Source organism: Streptococcus mitis, from assembly GCF_003944325.1.
Classification (GTDB): domain Bacteria; phylum Bacillota; class Bacilli; order Lactobacillales; family Streptococcaceae; genus Streptococcus; species Streptococcus mitis_CW.
Map to the genome: position 1 here is coordinate 1 of NZ_RJPX01000019.1, position 18,735 is coordinate 18,735.

At 42.0% G+C, this 18,735-nt stretch carries 16 protein-coding genes and 1 pseudogene; all 17 read right to left on the reverse strand.

Going from position 1 to position 18,735, the window contains the following annotated elements:
* Positions 1 to 432: 432 nt before the first annotated feature.
* Positions 433 to 621 carry a 50S ribosomal protein L28 gene (gene rpmB / locus D8787_RS06510; RefSeq protein ID WP_001140948.1) on the reverse strand — a complete coding sequence of 63 codons (189 nt, stop codon included), beginning with the start codon at positions 619 to 621 and terminating at the stop codon, positions 433 to 435.
* Between the two features lie 105 nt (positions 622 to 726).
* Entirely contained in the window at positions 727 to 1,401 is a 675-nt protein-coding gene (locus tag D8787_RS06515; RefSeq protein ID WP_125421964.1) for a LiaF transmembrane domain-containing protein, read from the reverse strand.
* 4 nt (positions 1,402 to 1,405) lie between these two features.
* On the reverse strand, positions 1,406 to 1,852 hold the full coding sequence (locus D8787_RS06520; protein ID WP_125421967.1) for a LytTR family DNA-binding domain-containing protein: 447 nt from the start codon (positions 1,850 to 1,852) through the stop codon (positions 1,406 to 1,408).
* Between the two features lie 219 nt (positions 1,853 to 2,071).
* Positions 2,072 to 2,575, reverse strand: a complete 504-nt coding sequence (locus tag D8787_RS06530) for a phosphatase PAP2 family protein (protein ID WP_185776767.1) — start codon at positions 2,573 to 2,575, stop codon at positions 2,072 to 2,074.
* 95 nt (positions 2,576 to 2,670) lie between these two features.
* Positions 2,671 to 4,431 carry an ABC transporter ATP-binding protein gene (locus tag D8787_RS06535; protein ID WP_125421973.1) on the reverse strand — a complete coding sequence of 587 codons (1,761 nt, stop codon included), beginning with the start codon at positions 4,429 to 4,431 and terminating at the stop codon, positions 2,671 to 2,673.
* Positions 4,421 to 6,190: an ABC transporter ATP-binding protein gene (locus D8787_RS06540; protein ID WP_125421976.1), complete on the reverse strand. Its 1,770-nt coding sequence runs from the start codon at positions 6,188 to 6,190 to the stop codon at positions 4,421 to 4,423. Before D8787_RS06540 ends, D8787_RS06535 begins: the two co-directional genes overlap by 11 nt.
* A complete protein-coding gene (locus tag D8787_RS06545) occupies positions 6,165 to 6,635 on the reverse strand; it encodes a MarR family winged helix-turn-helix transcriptional regulator (RefSeq protein WP_049532492.1) in 471 nt (156 codons plus the stop codon). Before D8787_RS06545 ends, D8787_RS06540 begins: the two co-directional genes overlap by 26 nt.
* A gap of 177 nt (positions 6,636 to 6,812) precedes the next feature.
* Entirely contained in the window at positions 6,813 to 7,529 is a 717-nt protein-coding gene (locus D8787_RS06550; RefSeq protein ID WP_125421979.1) for a YebC/PmpR family DNA-binding transcriptional regulator, read from the reverse strand.
* Between the two features lie 96 nt (positions 7,530 to 7,625).
* Positions 7,626 to 8,982: pseudogene (locus D8787_RS06555) on the reverse strand (MATE family efflux transporter).
* A gap of 114 nt (positions 8,983 to 9,096) precedes the next feature.
* Entirely contained in the window at positions 9,097 to 10,251 is a 1,155-nt protein-coding gene (recA, locus tag D8787_RS06560) for a recombinase RecA (protein WP_125421982.1), read from the reverse strand.
* Between the two features lie 54 nt (positions 10,252 to 10,305).
* Complete coding sequence (locus D8787_RS06565; protein WP_125421985.1) at positions 10,306 to 11,562, reverse strand: competence/damage-inducible protein A; 1,257 nt, start codon at positions 11,560 to 11,562, stop codon at positions 10,306 to 10,308.
* Positions 11,563 to 11,650: 88 nt separating this feature from the next.
* Complete coding sequence (brpA, locus tag D8787_RS06570) at positions 11,651 to 12,703, reverse strand: biofilm formation/cell division transcriptional regulator BrpA (protein ID WP_125421988.1); 1,053 nt, start codon at positions 12,701 to 12,703, stop codon at positions 11,651 to 11,653.
* A gap of 7 nt (positions 12,704 to 12,710) precedes the next feature.
* Complete coding sequence (locus D8787_RS06575) at positions 12,711 to 13,229, reverse strand: GNAT family N-acetyltransferase (protein ID WP_125421991.1); 519 nt, start codon at positions 13,227 to 13,229, stop codon at positions 12,711 to 12,713.
* A complete protein-coding gene (tsaE, locus tag D8787_RS06580) occupies positions 13,219 to 13,662 on the reverse strand; it encodes a tRNA (adenosine(37)-N6)-threonylcarbamoyltransferase complex ATPase subunit type 1 TsaE (protein WP_102210364.1) in 444 nt (147 codons plus the stop codon). The genes D8787_RS06575 and tsaE overlap by 11 nt, the downstream gene beginning before the upstream one ends.
* Positions 13,663 to 13,757: 95 nt before the next feature.
* Positions 13,758 to 14,387, reverse strand: coding sequence for a competence protein (locus tag D8787_RS06585; RefSeq protein WP_125421994.1), 630 nt, complete (start codon positions 14,385 to 14,387; stop codon positions 13,758 to 13,760).
* 135 nt (positions 14,388 to 14,522) lie between these two features.
* Positions 14,523 to 14,945 carry a nucleoside-diphosphate kinase gene (gene ndk / locus D8787_RS06590; protein WP_042901678.1) on the reverse strand — a complete coding sequence of 141 codons (423 nt, stop codon included), beginning with the start codon at positions 14,943 to 14,945 and terminating at the stop codon, positions 14,523 to 14,525.
* Positions 14,946 to 15,053: 108 nt separating this feature from the next.
* Positions 15,054 to 18,731 carry a DNA-directed RNA polymerase subunit beta' gene (gene rpoC / locus D8787_RS06595; RefSeq protein WP_185776768.1) on the reverse strand — a complete coding sequence of 1,226 codons (3,678 nt, stop codon included), beginning with the start codon at positions 18,729 to 18,731 and terminating at the stop codon, positions 15,054 to 15,056.
* Between the last annotated feature and the right edge of the window lie 4 nt (positions 18,732 to 18,735).

Here is an 18,735-nt window from a genome sequence, read left to right on the forward strand (position 1 = left end):
CCTTTAACCTTTAACCGCATTCAAACGTCTCACACTAACTTCCACCATAGCGGAACTTAATCTGAAACGCTTTCAGATGAGAGGATTTTGTGCGCTCTTTTTTTCGATTCAGTTTGGTTAAAAAAGCAATAAAATCAAGCATTAGTAAAACCAGTGGAACTTACCCTGACACGGATTTCCACTGGTTTTTACAATTTTTATCAGACTAACTTCCACTTGGATTAGCGGTGGAACTTAGTTTGGGAATTTACCATTTATACTAAATGAGAATCAAAAAGCAAACTAGGAAGCTAGCCATAGACAGTCCTTGAATACGTAAAGGCGAAGCTGACGTGGTTTGAAAAGATTTTCGAAGAGTATCACTCGATTTTTCAAATGATTTTATACCCACAACAAAAGAAAAAAGACCCTAAGGTCTCCTTACTTTTATTATTAAACGCGTTCAACTTTACCTGATTTCAAAGCACGAGCTGAAGCCCAAACTTTTTTAGGTTTACCATCGATAAGAACAGTAACTTTTTGAAGGTTTGGTTTTACGGCACGTTTTGTTTGGTTCATCGCGTGTGAACGGTTGTTTCCTGATACAGTCTTACGACCTGTAAAGTAACATACTTTAGCCATTGTGTTTTCCTCCTATTAGATCTAATATAGCGGATGTGCTAGCACCACATACCGTACTATGTTATCACACTTTCTTTATTTTTGCAAGGGAATTGGAAGATTTTTTTACTTAACGTAGACAATTCCCAATTTCCCAAAGGCCACATCCCCACGGATAATCAAAGTTTTACTGGTTGGAGCTAGAGAAGTATCTGCCTTGGCTACACCACAGAAAGTTTCCACCTTCAAATCCACTCGCCAATGTTGGGGAACATAGATAACTGCATTGCCAAAACCAACTTCTACTTTCAGGGTTGCAGTATCTCCTAAAATCTCTGCATTGTCGTAATATATCTTAGCATTGCCAAAACCAACTTCTACTTGGTCATCTACCAATTCTTGGTTTTGCTTGTAGAAAGTCCCCGTTCCAAAAGCGACTTCCTTGTCTGTAAGAATGGTCTTTTCACCATCATACCACCATTTTTTCCCATTCCAAGTTCTGTTAGAATGAGTAAGTGCGTTGACACCCAGTACGATTAAAATACTAGCCCAGAATAGTGACTGATTTGGAATCGGTAAAATATCATAAAAGTGGTTAGCAATCATGAGGGCCACTAGGGCTGTAAAAGAGGCTGAAGTTAAGTGGCGACGCAACAAAGCTCCAACTGATTGGTAGGCAAAAAAAGCAATACCGAACAAGGGCCAAATTTGCCCTCCCAGAGAAGGGATTCCAAAATTCCCCTGCAATAATACTAAAGCTGCCAATACTAGCAATACAATACCAAATGCTTTCTTTTTCATGTTCTTACCTCATGTTTCTTAGATTTTCTTTTAGGAGGGATTGGTAATGTCGCGAGACATGAACCTCCTTGTGGGTCTGATAAAAGGAAATGGTGCCCGTTCCTGAAAAGGACTTGTCCACCGAGTAAACCTGACGGATATTAGCAATAGTCGACTTGGATACTCGACTGAAATAACGGGGCAGGATAGACTCCAACTCATAGAGTTTAAGCCGAACCTCGTAGGCATCTTTCTGGGTATGGGCGTAAATCTTGTTCCCCTCTGTTTCAAAGAAGAGAATTTCCGACAAATCCAGATAATATTCACCCGTCCCCTTGTAAAAAATCAACATAGGAGCCTTGGATTCTTGCAAGAGCCGCTGTAAATCCGCAATCTCATCTGTCAAAGCCGTTGCCTTGATGACAATTTCAGTTTCCTCTAAATTGCTGTCAATTTCAATTCGTAACTTCATTACATCTCCTTTCTGACTCTACTATATCAAAGCAAAAATAAGAAAACAAGAGCAAAAAAGCAAGTGGTTACTTTAGGTACGTAAGTGGTTCTAGGACCGCCTTATACTCTTCGAAAATCAAATTCAAACCACGTCAGCGTCGCCTTACCGTACTCAAGTACAGCTTGCGGCTAGCTTCCTAGTTTGCTCTTTGATTTTCATTGAGTATTAACTTACAGGTCAAAATAAAAAGAAAATCACACCCCACACAAGTCCGCAAGCATAACCAACCAAGACATCCTTGGGATAATGGACACCACCTAGGACTCTTACTAGACCGAGGATAGCTGATAAGATCAACAATATAAAGCCTACAGATAGATTAGCATGTAAGCAAGCCATGGAGATAATGGTTGCTGAAAAGACATGACGACTAGGCATAGACTGACCAGGGCTATCTCTGTCTAGTAGCGGTGCAATTTCCCAAACTTCATAAGGCCTAGGAGCATTGATTTTCTTACGAAGAAGGGATAAAATCACAAAACCTGTAGCAGGTACAAACACATAGATCAAGACCTGTTCCCCAAGTCCTTCTTGGAAATAGCTGGTGGCCAACAAGGTTAAATAAACTATAGGCATGACTACTGTCATGAAGCGATTGAAAGTTCTTAACAAGCTCAGGAGAAAGGGTTTATTTTCAATGTTAGTAGCGATATGGTTATACCATTCTTGATAATTTTTCATATATTTTCTCATCACTTACTCAAATTTTACTTGCAGGGAAGCACTTGTCTTCTAGTATAGTGTAGAAAAAGAAGGCCGTCAAGCCTTCTTTTGCTTTATTCTTCCGCTTCATCTTCTGTAAATTGACTGTTATAGAGGTCAGCGTAGAAACCAGCTTGCTCCATTAGCTCATCATGATTTCCTTGCTCAATGATATTTCCATCTTTCATAACCAGAATCAAATCAGCATTACGGATGGTTGACAAGCGGTGGGCGATGACAAAGGAAGTTCTGCCCTCCATCAAACGATCCATAGCTTTCTGGATCAATTCCTCTGTACGGGTATCAACAGAAGAAGTCGCCTCATCTAAAATCAAGAGTGGCGCATCTTTCAGCAAAGCACGAGCGATGGTCAAGAGTTGTTTTTGTCCGACAGACAAGGTTACCGTGTCGTCCAAGACTGTATCGTAACCATCTGGTAGGGTCATAATAAAGTGGTGAATCCCTACAGCCTTGCTTGCTTCAATCACGCGCTCATCACTAATACCCTTTTGGTTATAGATGAGATTGTCTCGGATAGTACCTTCAAAGAGCCAAGTGTCCTGCAAGACCATTGAAAAGGCATCGTGTACTTCTGAGCGCTTCATAGCCTTGGTATCCACACCGTCGATACGGATACTTCCCTTATCAATCTCATAGAACTTCATCAAAAGATTGACAATGGTTGTCTTACCAGCCCCAGTCGGTCCTACAATGGCAACCTTTTGACCTGCATGAGCTGTCGCAGAAAAGTCATGGATAATCGTTCGCTCTGGTGTATAACCAAAGGAGACTTGATCAAAGACTACTTGACCTTTCATATCGCTCAATTGTCTTTCTTTATGGGATTCATCTTCCATTTCCTCTTCACCCAAGAATTCGAAGACACGTCCCATAGCTGCGCTAGCCTGCTGCAAACTAGTAATCCCTTGAGCGATTTGTGAAAGAGGCTGAGAAAAGATACGCACGTAAGCCATAAAGGCAACGATAATTCCGATACTAATCTGTCCATTCAGAGCCAAGGCTGCACCAACAATAATCACCAAGGCATAGCTAAAGTTCCCAATAAACATCATAATCGGCATCATAATTCCTGAAATAAATTGAGATTTCCAGATACTATCATACAGACTATTGTTTAATTTCGCAAACTCTTCTTTCGTACTCTCGATGGCATTGTAACTGGTCACCACATTATGGCCAGAGTACATTTCTTCCACATAACCATTTACAGCTGCCAAATCCTGTTGCTGACTCTTAAAAAATCCCTGTGATTTGCCCATAAAGACAGACACAAAAGCAAAACCAATGAGAGTTGAAACAACCGTCACCAAAGCTAAAATCCAGTTCATGCCAAACATGGTTACTAAGACCGCTACGACCAGTAAACTAGATGAGAGAACTGTTCCTAGACTTTGATTGAGGGACTGAGCTGCAGTGTCAACGTCATTGGTTACACGAGACAAGGTATCCCCTTGAGAGTGTCCATCAAAATATCTCAATGGTAGGCGATTAATTTTATCTGCAATCGCTGTTCTCAAACGCTCTGAAAAACGTTGAATGGCTGTTGTAAACAGAAAGGCCTGCAAATAATTTGATAGAAGCCCGATTACATAGATGACAGCCAAAAAACTACCAATGGCTGCAACCGCAGCGACATCCACACTTGTTTCTAGACCACTGGCAATAATATTAGTCATTTCCTTGATACGAGTTGGACCATATACAGTAATGATATTGGATAAGATTGTTGCTAAAAAGGCGATCAGAAGGGCAAACTGGAGACCTGCAAGATAGGGTTTACTCTGTTTCCAGAGAGACATTTTTTTATTTTCCATGTTCCAATTCCTCCTTCGATAATTGTGAATAGGCAATTTCTTGGTAAACTTCGTTGGTAGCTAGAAGTTCCTTGTGGGTGCCTTGTCCCACTACTTTTCCTTGATCCAAGACCAAAATCAAATCTGCATCCATAATCGTTGAAATACGCTGTGCGACGATAAGCTTGGTCATAGATTTTGTTTTCTCTGCTAGCTTTTGGCGTAGGACACGGTCTGTCTTGTAGTCCAAGGCTGAGAAGGAATCATCAAAGATGAGGATTTCTGGCTTCCGAGCCAAGGCACGCGCAATAGCCAGACGCTGTCTTTGTCCACCTGAGAAGTTGGTTCCTCCTTGGGCTACTTCTGACTCTAAGCCCGCTTCCTTGTCTTCGATAAAGTTCTTAGATTGGGCCAATTCCAAGGCTTGCCACATAGCTTGTTCATTAAGTGGTGTTTCTTGACTGCGTCCAAAGTCTAGATTGCCCTTGACATCACCTGAAAAGAGAACCGCTTTCTGAGGAATATATCCGACCTTATTACGCAAATCTTCTAAGGCATAGTCTTGAACATTGACACCATCCACCAGAATTTCTCCTTCTGACACATCGTAGAAACGTGGAATCAGATTGACCAGAGTTGACTTACCAGAACCAGTTGAGCCGATAAAGGCCACTGTTTGACCAGCTTCTGCTCTAAAGCTAACATGCTCGATAACTGCCTCCGAATTTGCCGCATAGCGGAAGGTCACATCCTTAAACTCGACCTGACCGTTGAGATTTTCATCAGCCAACTGCACTTGAGCAGGATTTTGGATAGAAGAATGCAAATCTAGAACCTGATTAATCCGCTTAGCAGAGACCATAGTTCGAGGAAGAACGATGAAGAGCGCCCCCATGAGAAGGAAGCCCATAACAACCTGCATGGCATAAGACATGAAAACAACCATGTCACTAAAGAGAGGCAGACGCGCTATCGGAGCAGCGTCGTTAATCACATAGGCCCCAATCCAGTAAATCGCCACACTCAAACCACTTGAAATCCCCATCATGATAGGGTTCAAAATAGCCATAAGACGGTTGACAAACAAATTCAAGCGTGTCAATTCATCATTTGCTGCTGCAAATTTTTCATTTTGGTATTCTTCAGCATTGTAGGCACGAACGACGCGAATACCTGTTAAACTCTCACGAGTAATACTGTTCAGTTTATCAGTCAGACTTTGAATCAAGGACTGTTTTGGAAAGGCTAACGTCATCAAAACGGTCGTCATCAAAACATTAACAATCACTGCCACAAGTACGGCCCAGAGCCAGTATTCTGAATGTCCTAAAATCTTCCCGATAGCCCAGATAGCCATAATCGGACCACGCGTCACCACTTGCAAGCCCATGGTAATCAACATCTGAACCTGAGTTATGTCATTGGTAGTACGGGTTAAAAGACTGGGAATAGAGAATTTCTTAATCTCTGTCTGCGAGTAGTCTAAAACTCGGTTAAAAATATCACTTCTTAGCCTACTAGTATAAGAGGCAGCCACTCTGGACGCAAAAAATCCAACTGCAACTGCGGACAAGAAGGCCAGAAAGGACATTCCCACCATCATACTTGCTGGTTGCCACAACTCATCTAAGTTGGTACCCTGAGTTCCTAGTAAATCAGTGATTTTAGAAATATAGGTCGGCACTTCCAACTCCAGATAGACCGAAAAGCAGGTAAAGAGAATGGCTAGTAAAATCATTCCCCATTCTTTTCCACTAATTCGTTTGGCTAATTTCTTCATTATCTCCTCCTATTCTCTTGATATTTTCCTGTAGTTGAGCAAGGACTTTCTCAAAAATCAGTAATTCATCTTCATCAATGTCTTCCATCAACTGCTTGTCTATGCGTTCAAAGAAGGCCTTAACCTGCTGCATTTGAGAACGTGCTTTGTCCGTCAAACGAACAAATTTTGCCCGCTTATCAACAGGACTCGCCTCCAATTCCACCAAACCATTTTGCACCATACGCTTGACCAAATTACTAGCAACAGACTTGGTAATATTGAGTTCCTGCTCGATATCTTTAATCAAGACCAAGTCTTGGTTTTTCTCACGATTATCCAAAAAACGCACAACCTGACCTTGAGGCCCACCCATAAATTCAATACCACAACGCTTGGCTTCCTTTTGCACCATCAGGTGAATCTGATGACCAAAACGCTTAAAGACTAACATCGGTTTATCCATACTAACTCCTTTCTAACTATCACATTTAGTTCTCCTAGGAACTAAATAAGTTTTCATGAGAACTATTTTACTACTTTGAAAAGAGATGTCAAGAAAAAAGTTTCCTAGAGAACTATTTTCTTGATTGAAAAAATCCCAAGTGAGTTTTTCACTTAGGATCATGTTTTTTAGGTTAAATTAGAATCCGTCTACGTTTGTGTAGATTTTTTGTACGTCTTCGTCGTCTTCAAGAACGCTGTAAAGTTTTTCAAAGGTTTCAAGGTCATCGCCTGACAATTCCACTTCTGACTGAGGAATCATTTCCAATTCAGTCACTTGGAATTCTTCGATACCTGACTCACGAAGGGCAACGATAGCCTTGTGAAGGTCAGTTGGAGCTGTGTAAACTGTGATTGTACTTTCTTCTGCTTCTACATCATCCACATCCACATCTGCTTCTAACAATTGCTCAAAGACTGCATCGGCATCTTCACCTGCAAATACGATAACTCCCTTGTTGTCAAAGAGGTATGAAACCGAACCTGAAGCACCCATGTTTCCGCCATTTTTACCAAAAGCTGCACGAACATTAGCTGCTGTACGGTTGACATTTGAAGTCAAAGTATCAACAATCAGCATAGAACCATTTGGTCCAAAACCTTCGTAACGTCCTTCTGTAAAGGTTTCGTCTGTGTTTCCTTTAGCCTTGTCCAAAGCCTTATCGATAACGTGTTTTGGCACTTGGGCTTGTTTAGCACGGTCGATAACGAATTTCAAAGCTGAGTTTGATTCTGGATCTGGATCACCTTTTTTAGCTGCTACATAGATTTCTACACCAAATTTTGCATATACTTTAGAGTTAGCTCCATCTTTAGCCGTTTTCTTGGCTACGATATTGGCCCATTTACGTCCCATTAGGAATCTCCTTTTTTCACATTTTAATCTTTCTTATTATAACACAAGTTTTTTCGATTTTCACTAGAGGAAATGGATTTTATTCAGCAAATCGAGCTATGATGACACTTTTGTTGCCAAGATGACCTTACCTTCTTTTATCAAGGGGTGACGGAATAATGAGAAGTACAGTTGAACTGTCATGGCAACCCAGATTAGGGGTTCGCAAAGAATAACTCCTCTATAGCCTGCCCAAGGGATAATCATGACCACAAAAGCGATTTTCCCGATTAGTTCGATAAAGCTAGAAACCAGAGGAAGGATCTTTTGCCCCAAACCCTGCAAACAATTGCGATAAATCAACAAGAGACTCAAAATAGGATAAAAGGCTGAACTGATTTGCAAGTACAGACTGCCATTTTCTACCAAGTAGCTATCCGTCGAACTAGCCAAGAAGGAAACCAAGGCTGGACTGGCAAAAAAGAGGAAGACACAAACAAAAATTGCCCAGGACATACTTAGACGACTGCCGATTCGAAGACCTTGAACAATGCGGTCAGGGCGCTTAGCTCCTAGATTCTGCGAAGCAAAGGTCGTCATAGATGCAGAAATAGCGGTCATAGGAAGAAGGGCGAAGGCCATAATGCGTCGAGCTGCCGTCTGGGTACTAATAATCACTGCACCAAAAGTATTAACAGAAGACTGTAAAATCACACTGCCGATAGATACAATCGAACTCATCAAGCCCATAGCCAAACCTTGCTCCAAGAGATCAGCGTACAAGGTCTTCTTCCATTTGAAATGTTTGAGTTGAGGCAAAAGTTCTGGCACACTCTTGCGGATATAGTAAAAGCAGAGAACCGCTGATAAACCTTGCGAAATAATGGTAGCAAGTCCCGCGGATTGAACTCCCAGATGCAATTGTGTAATGAAATAGAGATCCAGAACCACATTAACCAAGGCAGAAAAAATCAAAAATCCAAGGGCAGATAAACTGTCCCCAATAGACCGCAACAAGCCTGCAAAAAGATTATAAGCAAAGCTGACACCAACACAGGTCACAATCATAGAAATATATTGATAGGACTGGGGGAGTATCTAAATATTGCAAGAGTGGATACAGACCGACAAATCCCAGTAACATCACTACAATACTCAAAAGAGCACCTAAAATCCAGGTGGCTGCTACCGCTTCCTTGATTTTGGTGAAATTCCTAGCCCCATAATAGCGGGCAATGACAATCCCCATTCCATTACCAACACCAAGCGTAAAGCCTATAATCAGGTCAAAAATCGCTGTCGTCGCTCCTACTGCAGCCAAGGATTCTTGACCCAGAAAACGCCCAACAATCAAGACATCAGCAGTATTATAGAGCTGTTGGAAAATATTGGACAGCAAGATTGGGAAGGCAAAACTCAAGAGCGAGGGGAGAATAGGACCATGAATCAGGTCCACTGTTCGTTTTTTATTCATAAGGCTATTATATCAGCTTTCTAGAGGAGCGACAAGAAACAGCAAACTATGCGCGAGCTTAAGACCAGAACTAGGCAACGAAAAAGCAGCGGATTTCTCCACTACTTTAACAACTTATTCTTCAATTTCGATTTCAAGCTCATCGCCTAGATCAAGAGTTACTTCTTCATTCACAGAGTCTACTTGAGTTGCTTCTTCTTTTTTGCTTTCAGCAGCTTCTTCTCCATCAATCAAACCAAATTGAACACGGACTTGATGGTCAATTTCATCAAAGACTTCTGGGTGATCTGCCAAGTATTTCTTAGCATTTTCAGAACCCTGCCCGATTTTCTCATCCTTGTAAGAGTACCAAGCTCCTGCTTTTTTGATGATATCCAAATCGCTTGCGATCTTCAAGAGTTCACCAGTCTTAGAAATCCCTTCTCCGTACATGATTTCAACGAAAGCTTCTTTAAATGGTGGAGCCACCTTGTTTTTCACGACCTTAATCTTGGTTTCCTTACCGACATTGGTATCTTTTTGGTCACCAGTTCCCTTGATTTGTGTGCTTCCACGAACATCCAAACGCACTGAAGCATAGAATTTTAGAGCACGTCCACCAGGAGTTGTTTCTGGATTTCCAAACATGACTCCAACTTTTTCACGCAATTGGTTGATGAAGATGGCAATTGTTTTGGTTTTATTGATAGAAGCACCAAGTTTACGCATGGCCTGACTCATCATACGAGCCTGCAAACCAACGTGGCTGTCTCCGATATCTCCATCAATTTCCGCACGAGGTACGAGGGCCGCAACTGAGTCGACTACGACAAGGTCTACAGCACCTGAGTCAATCAATTTTCCTGCAATCTCAAGACCTTGCTCTCCTGAGTCTGGTTGAGACAAGAGTAATTCGTCAATGTTGACCCCAAGAGCCGCAGCATAAGCTGGATCAAGGGCATGCTCCGCATCGATAAAGGCTGCAATCCCACCTTCTTTTTGCGCTTGTGCAACTGCATGAAGGGCAACTGTTGTCTTACCAGATGACTCTGGCCCATAGATTTCAATGATACGTCCCTTAGGATAACCACCTGAACCAAGAGCAATATCGAGAGCCAAGGAACCTGAGCTCATCACTTGCACTTTTTGCTCGGCACGTTCACCCAAACGCATGATTGAACCCTTACCAAAGTCTTTCTCAATCAATTTAAGAGCGTCATTCAAGGCTTTTTCACGTTCTGCCCCAAATTTTTTTGAAATTTCTTCTAATTTTTTTGGTTTTTTCGCCATTCTATTCTCCTACATTCTAATGGTCCTCAGACCTATCTACTATTATATCAAAAGTTAGTCACTTAATAAAGCCTTGCGAACTAGGTTAAAGGCATGCATAAGCGCAATATGACGTACGTCTGCTCGACTTCTGCCTCCAATATTTACCTTGATAACCTCAGTTCCTTGCTCTTGCGCCAAGCCTATGAAGACTGTCCCAGCTGGGTGCCCTTCTAGACTATCTGGTCCTGCCACTCCAGTCAAACCAAGGCCAAAATCAGACTGGGTCTTGCTTCGTGCCTGCTGAGCCATCTTCTGGGCTGTAAATGCAGACACCACACCATGTTCTTCCAAATCCTGGGCAGGAATATCTAACATCTTTGATTTTTCCTCCAAGCTATAGGTCACGAAACCACCCTTAAATATACTTGAAGCTCCTGAAAAATCAGCCACGGTTGCTTGGAAAAGCCCTGCCGTCAAACTCTCTGCAGCCGTGATGGTTTTCCCTTGCTTTTTCAGTTCTTCTACTACAATGCTGGCCAAGCTAGACTCTTCCCCATAACCATAACAAAGTTCTCGTAAAGAAAGGCCTTCAAAAGTCTGGTAGTCCAAGATTTGATTTTCCAAAATATCCAGCGCTTGATTCGCCTCTTCTTGACTGCTAGCTTTTGTTGACAGACGTAGAGTTACCTCTCCTGTCTTTGCATAAGGTGCCAAGGTCGGATCGGTCTGATTATCAATTAAATCAGCCAAAATGGTCACCAACTGACTTTCGCCAATCCCAAAAAAACGAAGAACTCGGGAATACAGCTTGCTCCCTGTCATCAACTTGGGTAGAAGTTGGTTTAATACCATGGGTTTCAATTCACTTGGTGGACCAGGAAGGACGACATAGGTCACTCCATCGGCTTCTAATATTCCTCCCACAGCCAGTCCTGTTTCGTTGGGCAGTGGAGTCGCTCCTTCTACAAGTTGAGCTTGTCTTTCATTATTCGGTGTTCGAGCATAGTCTGGTCTCTGGGCAAAAAAGACGTCCAACTTCGTCTGCGCCTGAGGATCGAAGACTAATTCTTTCCCTAAAAATTTAGCCAACGTTTGTTTGGTTAGGTCATCCTCAGTCGGTCCCAAACCACCTGTCAAAATCACCAAACTGCTACGTTGACTGGCAATCTCAAGCAAAGACAAGAGACGAGCTTCATTGTCTCCTACAGCCGTCTGAAAATATACATCTACCCCAATCTCTGCTAGTTTTTCCGATAAAAACTGAGCATTGGTGTTGACAATCTGTCCTGTCAAAATCTCTGTTCCAACAGCAATAATTTCTGCTTTCATGTTTCCTCCTACCTATCTATTCGTATTTTTTTGAAAAAATCGCAGGAAATTTCCCACGATTGATTTTTTATTTGTATCAAAAAACAAACTATTCTACTTCATTTGTTACAAAGACGCCTTGTTGTTGATTATCCCCATTATCAACAGGTACCCGTCCAAACAAATCTTCAAATAAGACGACATTTGTTTCAAGCTGAGTGACTTCTTCTTGTCCCAAAGAACGTCGCAATATATTCTGCATTTCCAACATATGCTCTCTAGAAACAATCTGGTAAGAAATACCTTGCAACATCTCTCCCTCACCCTTCAACTGTTGTGATTCAATGGTTTTAAATGAATCTTTATAACCCAACAAGTTCGGAATACTTTTTGCAGATAAATCAATATTAGTCTGCATATTGGTACTTAGAGCTTTTAAGATAGACTGATAGTGACTGACACTATCCAAACTAAGAACTTTTTCAACAACTTTTTGAATGACTTCACGCTGACGCTTCTGACGTCCGTAGTCTCCTTCTGGATCTTGATATCGCATGCGTGAATAAACAAGCGCTTCCTCTCCATTTATTTTCTGTTCTCCAACGCCAATAGAAATGGTGTTAAATTCTTCTTGGTCACTGATAGAAATCGGGGAACCTAGCGTGTTATTGACGGTAATGCCACCTACTGCATCGACTAATTGTTGCAATCCTTGCATGTTGACCATAATATAGCGATCGATATGGATATTCATCATCTGTTGAATCGTTGAAATAGCTAGTTCCGCACCACCACCAGCATAGGCAGCGTTTAACTTCGCTTCTTCAATACGACCATCTTTATGCTGAATTTTAGTCAGGATATCACGTTCCAAACTCAACATCATGGTCTTCTTTGTGTGAGGATTGACGGTCAGCAAAATCATACTGTCACTATTTCCAGCCCACTGATCCGTACGTTCCACATTCCCAGTATCAACTCCCATCAACAGAATGGTCATGGGTTCAGTTGCTTCGATAACCTTGGTTTCTTCCCCAATCTTTTTATAGGTTTTTGATAAGGTTTGTGTACCTTGCTGATAAATGGTATAAGCAAAGACACCCACACCCAAAACTGTCACAGCTAGAAAAGCTAGCACCATTCCAATAATTTTTTTAACCATATTTCTACTAATCTATCAGTTTACCCATCAAGTAAACATCAATAAATTTCCCTTCTTCTATATATGCCCCACGCTCTTGGCGACCTTCAATTACAAAGCCATGCTTTTGATAAAGATGGACTGCAGCTTGATTACGAGTTTGGACAGTCAGTTGGAGACGACGCAGAATGCCACTTGCTTGTGCCCACTCTATCGCTTCTTCTAGCAAAAAACTTCCCAATCCATTATTCCAATATCTTTTTCCAATCACAATGAAGAGATCTCCAATATGGCGAACTCTCTGGCGCTGGTCAGCTGTAATATTTACAATACCAGCAATTTTATCATTCAGTAAGGCCAGTAAAGTGATTTGATTTTCCGAGTGAGCCTGTTTATCCAAAAATAACTCCATCTCAGTATCTGTCATCAAAATACCATCCCTGTCTAGACTGGTAAAATCTGTTTCTACACTGACACGATTTAAAAATGATACTAAGGCAGCTGCATCTTTAGACTCTGCTTCTCTAATGAGCAACTCATACTCCATGTTGAAGCTCCTCTAAGAGTTTTTCTGCACGCAAACCCTTGGCTTGGAAGTTTAATCTGCGACCATCTTCCTCTTTTAGAATTTCCAATTCTAAATAAGTATCTGGCAAGGCATCACCTAAAAGATTCCCCCACTCGATGACAGTCACTCCACCACCAAAGAGAAATTCATCCAAGTCAATAGAATCAGCATCCCCCTCGATACGATAAACATCTAAATGGTAAAGTGGAAGACGACCTTCGTACTCTCTCACGATAGTATAAGTTGGACTCTTAATCATCTGAGAAATCTGTAATCCCTTAGCAAGGCCTTTTGTAAAGGTTGTTTTACCTGCACCCAGCTCTCCAGTTAAGATTAAAACATCATTCTTTTCTAATAAATGGCCCAAACGCTCCCCTAAGGATTGTAGCTCTTCTTCATTTTTTGTGTACATACCTCTATTATACCAAAAAGTTATTCTTTGTCGAGATATTATCTGTGAAGTCCAGATTATGAATTATGAGACTTGGGCTGGTTCTTGTTCTGATTTTAAAATAGGAACAGTAAAAAGAGAACTAATAATATATCTCTCATCAAATGGCTATAAAATGAAACTTCCCAACGAATAACTTTTGGCACCAACAATCCTAGAAAAAACATTCCCAAGGCAATATAAAATGTCATGGATAATATTGACCAAGGATTTTTGAGAACGATTAAAATAGCTAGTCCACTGATAAAACAGACTTGCTTTTTACCCAAAATCTTTTTCAAGGCATATAGATACTTCTGAATCGGCAGAAAGACTAACAAATCAATACCGAATAAGAAAAAGAAACTCGGTAGAAAGACTTCCACAAACTCTTCACCAGTTGCCCCTCCCTTAAGAACATATTCTATGATAATTAAAGCTAAACCTAAAACATTTACCAATAGCAACAGAGTATACAAGAGTTGTTTCTTATCTTCTTTAAAAACTGAATAATATTGATTTTGTTGTCCTTTATAGTAGTTTAGTCCTGCCCCAATACTCGCAAGTAGCAACATACCCACTAAATAATAAAAGCAGTTTTGATTTAACATCAAGGACCAAGTCGATAAACTTAAACAAGAACAGCCACCAAGTCCAAAAACCGTCAGTAATAACAAAACTTGAATTTGCTTTTTCATTCTTTCCATCATTTTCCCTCCCTTACTTGCTCTTATTATATGCTAGAAATCCTCACTTTTGCTAGAATATTTCTCAACTGTCAGTTTTCTACTCTAAAACGCAAAAAAAGTTTGATGCAAGCAACCCTTACATCAAACTTTTTGCTATTTCCCCTCAAACCAAAGAGCAATTTCTCGCTTAGCTGACTCTTCTGAATCTGAACCATGTACAACATTTTGGATAACCTCATTTTCTCCAGCAGCTTTTGCAAAATCACCTCGAATAGTTCCTGGTAAAGCTTCTTCTGGACGAGTTGCCCCCATCATGGTCCGCCAAGTTTCGATTACTTTGGGACCAGAGATAACGCCTACAAGAATCGGTCCTGAAGTCATGAATTCACGAATCGGTGGGTAAAAACTCTGACCAACCAAGTCCTGATAGTGCTGGTCAATCAACTCTTCTGAAACCTGTGAACGCAACTCCAATTTTTCGATTGTAAAGCCACGCTGTTCGATGCGTTTCAACACTTCACCTACTAATCCTCTTTTTACACCATCTGGTTTAATGATAAAGAATGTTTGTTCCATACTTGTCTCCTTTGTCAGATTCTTTCTTTTATTTTACCACATTCCATGAAAAAATGGAGAAAGTTTTCAGAAAAGAGAAAGAGAACCCGAAGGCTCTCTCATTCTCTTCTATTCTACTGTTTCTTCCACAGTTTCAACGGCAGTATCCACAACTACTTCTGTTGTTTCTTCATTTCCTTCTTCCTCTACTGGAGGGTTAAGGTATTCTTCTTCGTTGATAGCATGTGGTTCAAGGTTACGGTAACGAGCCATACCAGTACCTGCTGGGATGATTTTACCAATGATAACATTTTCTTTAAGTCCAAGGAGATGGTCTTTCTTACCACGGATAGCCGCGTCAGTAAGGACACGAGTTGTTTCCTGGAAGGAAGCTGCTGACAAGAAACTGTTTGTTTCAAGTGAGGCTTTGGTAATTCCCATAAGAACTGGGCGACCTGTAGCTGGAACTCCACCTGCGATAAGGACATCTTTGTTAGCATCTGTAAAGTCATTGATATCCATGAGGGTACCCATGAGAAGGTCTGTGTCACCTGGATCCATGACACGGACTTTACGAATCATTTGACGAACCATTACCTCGATGTGTTTGTCACCGATTTCTACCCCTTGGCTACGGTAAACTTTTTGTACTTCACCGAGAAGGTAAGTTTCAACTGACAAGACATCACGAACTGCAAGGAGACGTTTTGGTTGGATAGAACCTTCTGTCAGAGCAGCACCACGCGCTACTTGGTCCCCAACTTCAACACGCATACGAGCTGTAAATGGAACGACGTACTCGCCTTCACCAGTTTCACCCTTAACAAAAACTTTCTTAGTACGAGTTGATGCATCTTCTTCGATAGCTGTAACTTGTCCTTTAACCTCTGTGATAACCGCTTCCCCTTTAGGATTGCGGGCTTCAAAGATTTCTTGGACACGAGGAAGACCCTGAGTGATATCGGTATTTGAGGCAACCCCACCCGTGTGGAAGGTACGCATTGTAAGCTGTGTACCAGGTTCCCCGATAGATTGGGCAGCGATTGTACCAACTGCTTCACCAACTTCAACCGCATCACCAGTTGCCAAGTTGATACCGTAACAGTGACGGCAGACACCGTGACGAGTGTTACATGTAAATACAGAGCGGATAGTCACTTCTTCCACACCAGCATTGACAATTTCACGCGCCTTGTCTTCTGTGATCAACTCATTTGGACCAATGATAACTGCACCAGTTTCTGGATGTTTAACAGTTTTCTTAGTGTAACGACCGTTGAGACGTTCTTCAAGAGACTCGATCATCTCTTTTCCTTCTGCGATAGAACGAATCAAGAGACCACGGTCTGTTCCACAGTCGTCCTCACGGATGATAACGTCTTGGGCAACGTCAACCAAACGACGAGTCAAGTAACCTGAGTCGGCTGTCTTAAGGGCCGTATCGGTCATACCTTTACGCGCACCGTGAGTTGAGAAGAACATTTCGAGTACTGACAAACCTTCGCGGAAGTTTGAAAGGATTGGCAATTCCATGATACGTCCGTTCGGAGCAGCCATCAGACCACGCATACCTGCAAGCTGTGAGAAGTTTGAGATATTACCACGGGCTCCAGAGTCCATCATCATAACGATTGGGTTCTTAGGATCTTGGTTGGCAATCAAGCGTTTCTCTAGTTTTTCACGGGCAGCACGCCATTCAGCTGTAACGGCATTGTAACGCTCGTCGTCTGTAATCATACCACGACGGAATTGTTTGGTGATTTGTTCTACACGTTTGTGTGATTCTTCAATGATTTCAGCCTTGTCATCAACGACTGGGATATCGGCAATACCCACTGTCAATCCTGCGAGAGTTGAGTGGTGGTAACCGAGGTTCTTCATGCGGTCAAGTAAGGCAGAAGTTTCTGTCGTACGGAAACGTTTGAAGATTTCAGCGATGATATTTCCAAGGTTTTTCTTCTTGAATGGAGGGTTGAGTTCAAGTTTGCTGATTGCTTCCTTGATATCTCCACCAAGTGGCAAGAAGTATTTAGCTGGAACGCCTTCTGTCAAGTTGGCATTGTTTGGTTCTTGCAAGTATGGTAGACCCTCTGGCATGATATCGTTGAAAAGGATTTTACCAACTGTTGTAAGCAAGACCTTGTGTTTTTGCTCTTCTGTCCACGGTTTGTTGAGACTGTCAGTTGCAATCCCTACACGTGAATGAAGGTGAACGTAACCATTACGGTAAGCCATGACAGCTTCGTCACGGTCCTTGAAGACCATTCCTTCACCTTCACGACCAGCTTCTTCCATGGTCAAGTAGTAGTTACCCAAAACCATATCCTGAGATGGAGTAACAACTGGTTTACCATCTTTCGGGTTCAAGATGTGCTCAGCAGCTAGCATGAGGATACGAGCTTCTGCTTGAGCTTCTTCTGAAAGCGGTACGTGGATGGCCATTTGGTCCCCGTCAAAGTCGGCATTGTAGGCTTCACAGACAAGTGGGTGCAAGCGAAGGGCCTTACCATCAATCAAGACTGGCTCGAAGGCTTGGATACCCAAACGGTGAAGGGTCGGTGCGCGGTTCAAAAGCACTGGGTGTTCTTTAATCACTTCTTCAAGGATATCCCAGATACGCTCATCTCCACGTTCGACCAAGCGTTTAGCTGCTTTCACGTTTTGCACGATGTCACGAGCGACAATTTCACGCATGACGAATGGTTTAAAGAGCTCGATCGCCATTTCACGTGGCACACCACATTGGTACATCTTAAGTGTTGGACCAACGGCGATAACGGAACGTCCTGAGAAGTCAACACGTTTACCCAGCAAGTTTTGACGGAAGCGTCCTTGTTTACCTTTAAGCATGTGGCTCAATGATTTCAATGGACGGCTACCTGGTCCTGTGATTGGACGACCACGACGACCATTGTCAATCAAAGCGTCAACTGCTTCTTGAAGCATACGCTTCTCATTTTGAACGATAATACCTGGTGCATTCAACTCAAGCAAACGAGCCAAACGGTTATTACGGTTGATAACACGGCGGTAAAGGTCGTTCAAGTCAGATGAGGCAAAACGGCCACCATCCAACTGCAACATTGGACGGAGATCTGGCGGAATAACCGGAAGGATGTTTAGAATCATCCATTCAGGTTTGTTTCCAGATTTGTAAAAGGCATCCAAAACATCCAAACGACGGATAGCTTTGACACGTTTTTGTCCAGTAGCTGTTTTTAACTCTTCTTTGAGTTCAGCAATTTCTTTTTCAAGATCTACTTGTTTCAAAAGGTCTTGGATGGCTTCAGCACCCATCTTGGCAACGAATGATCCATATCCATACTCACGCAAGCGCTCACGGTATTCGCGCTCTGTCATGATAGACTTGTGCTCAAATGGTGTGTCCTTAGGATCAATCACCACATAAGCCGCAAAGTAGATAACTTCCTCGAGGGCACGAGGGCTCATATCAAGGGTCAAGCCCATACGGCTTGGAATTCCCTTGAAGTACCAGATGTGAGATACAGGAGCTTTCAACTCGATGTGCCCCATACGCTCACGACGAACTTTTGTACGCGTTACTTCAACCCCACAACGGTCACAAACAATCCCTCTGTAACGAATACGTTTGTACTTACCACAAGCACATTCCCAGTCTTTTGTAGGACCAAAGATAACTTCATCAAAGAGTCCTTCACGTTCTGGTTTCAAGGTACGGTAATTGATTGTTTCAGGTTTTTTGACTTCTCCATAAGACCATGAACGGACTTTACTTGGAGAAGCTAGGGTGATTTGCATACTTTTAAAACGATTTACATCAACCACTATT